This is a genomic window from Sporomusa acidovorans, from assembly GCF_900101845.1.
GTDB classification, from domain to species: domain Bacteria; phylum Bacillota; class Negativicutes; order Sporomusales; family Sporomusaceae; genus Sporomusa; species Sporomusa acidovorans.
The window spans coordinates 1-4,289 of the sequence record NZ_FNAM01000103.1; the positions used below are offsets into that span (position 1 = coordinate 1).

The window sequence follows — 4,289 nt, forward strand, 5'->3', positions numbered from 1 at the left end:
AAAGTCCTTTTTAATCCCTGCCTTTTTTCATGAACATGCCCTGTTTTTCCAAATTGAGGAACTCGCCAATAGTCAACCTACATCCTTCGGCAATGACTTTTTCTGATACTGCAGACTCATCCTACTATCTTTTTTTCTGAATGTAACTTTGTAGAAAGAATGGAAGTAACCGGTGTTTTCCATAGAATATAAGCAATAACACTTCCACCCGTAGTACTGACAAGGAAGGGAACAACAAAGAAAAATGCGCCAACCTGCGAACCAATTAGAAAATTAGCCACCGGATAAGCTACTAATGCGCCAAGGACGCCTGTTCCAAAGACTTCGCCAACAATGGCTCCCCAAATACTATTAGTCCTTTTATATACAATACCGGCCAATGCCGCTCCAATCATACTGCCGGGAAAAGCCAATAGAGAGCCGGTCCCTAAAATATTACGCAGCAAAGAAATCCCAAATGCCGCGGAAACCGAATAACGTGTTCCCAAAAGTACAGCTAGCAAAATATTAATCACATGTTGTATCGGAAAACATTTGGCTATACCGATCGGGATATAAACTAAATGAGCTGAGAGCACGCCGATGGCCATAAAAATAGCCGTATACGTTATTTTTCTAATTTGCATAAAGCTCTTCTCCTTATTGATTAGCTAATTTTCATTCGATTCAGTAATGTTTCCTGCTTCATATTGGATATAGCATCCATAAGCCGAATACGGAAAGTACCTAAGCCTTCACCGGGTTTGAGGCTATGCTCTGCAATCTCTCCCGCCACTCCCATAGCGGCGATACCGGCAACAGCACCAATGAACGTTTCTCGATTCACACTGGAAAAACATGCAACCAGCGATGTAGTCATACATCCTGTCCCGGTAATCCCTGTCAAAAGAGAGTTCCCATTATGAATGCGGCAAAGTTGACTGCCACTGGCGACAATATCTGTTGCCCCTGTAATGGCAACAACACAACCTAATTTTTGAGCAAGTTCTTGAGCAAAATTTTCTTTGTATTCTTCCTTAAGAATGCAGTCAACACCCTGACTGCCACCGCTAAACCCCAACAAAGCTTTACATTCCGCCAAATTACCGCGCACAACTGAAATGTTCATTTCACTAAAAAACCGCTTGGCAGTTTCCATCCTCAGTTTGGTTGCCCCTACACCAACCGGGTCAAGTACTATGGGAATTCCCTTCTGGGCTGCACGTTTACCGGCAATAAGCATGGCCTCAATTTTTCTGGGATTAGGCATGCCTAAATTGAGAACTAATGCCGAGGCAACAGCAACCATCTCACCTACTTCTTGAACATCGTCGGCCATAACAGGTGAGGCGCCGATGGCCAGTGTTATATTGGCACAGTCATTAATACTGACACTATTGGTAATGTGGTGAATAAGCGGTCGCGTTGCTCTTAAACGCGTGAGAATAGCGGCAGCTTCTTGTGCGATATTCATCTGCATGTCTAATTACCTCCGAAAAACGATATACACCAGCCACAATTCCTGTATGCTGTTTTATAAACTATATACGCCGCAGCATTTACTGTTTTATTTCCATAGTATTCTCCTCACGAAGATAACTTCCTGCAAGCAATTTGTCTTTTGACGGTGAAGCTGCAGTTGCCGCCGCTCTTCCCACATAACCGACCGGTTTTCCCTCGTCTTCACATAAACAAGTCCTTTTGCTGGCAAAGATGATCTGACTTGGATAAACGCTGCGATGCCCGGAGATTACATAACTGATTAAACAGCTAATTGCCGTATAAGGAATCACATCACTGCCAAATAATTCGGCAGCCATAATTACTGCCGCTAGCGGCGTATTTACCGCTCCAGCCAATAATGCCGCCAAACCGATCACCGCATAAACCGATAGATTTAAACTGCCGACTAGCTGTCCGAATAGATTTCCCGCTGCTGCGCCAACAATGATAACCGGTGTAATAATTCCTCCTATTCCGCCGCAACCAAGTGTTATTCCGGTAGCCAAGGTCTTCCAGAAGAAAGCGTTAGGGGCAACAAAAATCCCAGTAATACTTGTTTCCAATAGTTCTAACCCCAATCCCAAATAAAGCGGACTAATAAAATAACCGATCAGAATCAGCATCCCGCCACCGACCATTCCTTTGACTGCTGCCGGTAACGGCAGAAAAGCAAAGAATTGACGGCACCAGTTAACGGTTTTAATAAAAAAAATTGATATCAGGCCACACAGCACTCCTAAAAAGATAGCCTGCACAATCAGGTACCCGTTAGGTTCTACCCGAACAGGTAAAGAAAAATAAGGTATTCCCATTACATAACAGACATAATAGCCGACCATCCCTGCTAAGAAAGCAGGATAAAGCCTGTTATACAAAATTTTCCCTACAAACAAGACTTCTACCCCAAAGACAGCGCCAGCAACCGGCGTTCCAAATACACAAGCAAAACCGGCACTTAGCCCACAGGTGACAACCTTGCGCCAATCAGCGTCTTGCAAACGCAGCATCTTCGCCCAGCTTGAAGCCAACGTTGCGCCAATATGAGCTGCAGGCCCTTCCTTGCCGGCTGATCCTCCTGCTGCAATCGTTACAATAGTTGCCGCAATTTTTACCGGTATGTCGGCTAATTGCAGCTTTCCGTTTGGTTGATGAAGTACCTCAATTACCTTGTTGCTGCCGCCCGGATGGGGTGCCAATAAGCCGACAAGCCAACTAACAAAGAAAAGGATAATAGGTAAGAAAAAATAATAATACCAGACTTCAGACCAAACGGCAATGGACCATGCCAGTAACTTTAAAAAAATTGACACGCCTAAGCCTACGATAACCCCTGTCGTAATACCCAGGAAACTCCATCTTGCAACATAAATAACAGAATTTTGTTGCTCAAAAAAATTCTGTTTTATCTGAAGGCATCTACGCTCAAGGTTCATCATACTACCACCAGTAAGTCGGGTATTTACGCTTAACAGCAAGATTATTTACGATTAAGCCTATACATACCAAAATGCCTATTCCTACTCCTACCGGCAGCAAAACAAATAACCAGTTCTGTTGGGTTAATACAGCGATTAAGGCAGTTGCTCCAGCCGGTGGATGGACGGTTCGGGTTCCCACCATGATAGCCACTGCCAGGCCAACGCTAAAAGCAGCCGTATACCAATAGGCGCCGGCTAGCTGATAGACACAAACACCCACTACGGCTGAAAGTAAATGCCCGGCAATCGCATTACGCGGCTGCGCAAAGGGAGCTGCCGGAACACCGTAAATCAGGCAGGCCGACGCTCCTAACGAAGCTACCACAACGGGAATGCCTTGAATAAAACTCAAGTAAGTTACCACGCCAATCCCCACAAATGATCCAACAAGCGCCCAGAAGCATTCAGATATAGGCGGCCTCGCCACATCACAGCGACGAATTGTCTTCAGCTTTTGCAGGTATTCCTGGCAAGATAAAACAATAAGTTCGTTATGCACTGTCCATTCTGTTTTTGCTGTTTTTCCTGATACATTCTCAGGCATTCATATCCCTCCTGTATGTGAAAATAGGGAAATGCCGAAACAAACCGGCATTTCCCAACACCTATTTCTTGGTCACCAAAGGAACTAAACAGGCAAGTGTAAAAATCACGTATGACAAATTTATCATCACGGCGTTGTTGGCGACGCCGCCTTGGTGGGCCAGAAAGAAGCCTATCCAAAACCCCCAAAAGGCAGCATTCATTAAGGGCGCACGATATCTTTTCCGCCAAGACACCGGTGTGTTGGCCGCGTTAGAATTCGGATTTGTATTTGGCACAGGATTTGCACTCATTCCAATACCCCCTCTGCATATTTCGCGAATCTATTCATTTAAGGCAGATCCTTAAACAGCAGGCAGGCAAAGATCCAAGCATTAATGCCCACAAGCAGCGAAATGATAATACAATAAGGTATTGTCCGGTTCATAACTTCGCCTTCATGGCCTTCAAGACCAACAGTTGCTGAACCAATCAATACTTTTGACGGGGCAATAGCGCAGCCTACCGCACCCCCAACCGACTGGACGGCGCACATAATCACCGTACTAATTCCCAGCACCTTGGCCGTCTCCAGCTGCAGCGCGCCAAACATGACGTTCGAGTTGGTGTTACTGCCGGTCAAAAATGACCCTAATACGCCAATATACGGTGAGAATACAGGGAACAACATACCAGTAGAGTTAGCAATCCCTTGGGCCAGTAAGTTTGTCATACCCGTATCGTTCATGATTAATGCCATCATAACCATGGTCGTGATCCCAATACTGGTCGGAACACATTGGTTGA

6 protein-coding genes are annotated in these 4,289 nt (G+C 45.2%); all 6 read right to left on the reverse strand.

Annotation, left to right across the window (positions count from 1 at the left end; all coding sequences use genetic code 11):
* Nucleotides 1–116 precede the first annotated feature (116 nt).
* Nucleotides 117–626, reverse strand: a complete 510-nt coding sequence (gene thiW, locus BLR65_RS28540) for an energy coupling factor transporter S component ThiW (protein WP_093798197.1) — start codon at nt 624–626, stop codon at nt 117–119.
* A gap of 20 nt (nt 627–646) precedes the next feature.
* Complete coding sequence (gene thiM, locus BLR65_RS28545; RefSeq protein WP_245693109.1) at nt 647–1,459, reverse strand: hydroxyethylthiazole kinase; 813 nt, start codon at nt 1,457–1,459, stop codon at nt 647–649.
* Nucleotides 1,460–1,538: 79 nt separating this feature from the next.
* Nucleotides 1,539–2,918, reverse strand: a complete 1,380-nt coding sequence (locus BLR65_RS28550) for a chloride channel protein (protein WP_093798199.1) — start codon at nt 2,916–2,918, stop codon at nt 1,539–1,541.
* A 1-nt stretch (nt 2,919) separates the two neighbouring features.
* Nucleotides 2,920–3,504 carry an HPP family protein gene (locus tag BLR65_RS28555; RefSeq protein ID WP_093798201.1) on the reverse strand — a complete coding sequence of 195 codons (585 nt, stop codon included), beginning with the start codon at nt 3,502–3,504 and terminating at the stop codon, nt 2,920–2,922.
* Nucleotides 3,505–3,565: 61 nt separating this feature from the next.
* Nucleotides 3,566–3,796 (reverse strand): hypothetical protein, encoded by a 231-nt coding sequence (locus tag BLR65_RS28560; protein ID WP_093798203.1) that lies wholly within the window; start codon nt 3,794–3,796, stop codon nt 3,566–3,568.
* Nucleotides 3,797–3,834: 38 nt separating this feature from the next.
* Nucleotides 3,835–4,289 (reverse strand): L-lactate permease (locus BLR65_RS28565; protein WP_143122704.1); only part of this gene is annotated, 455 nt, incomplete at its 5' end.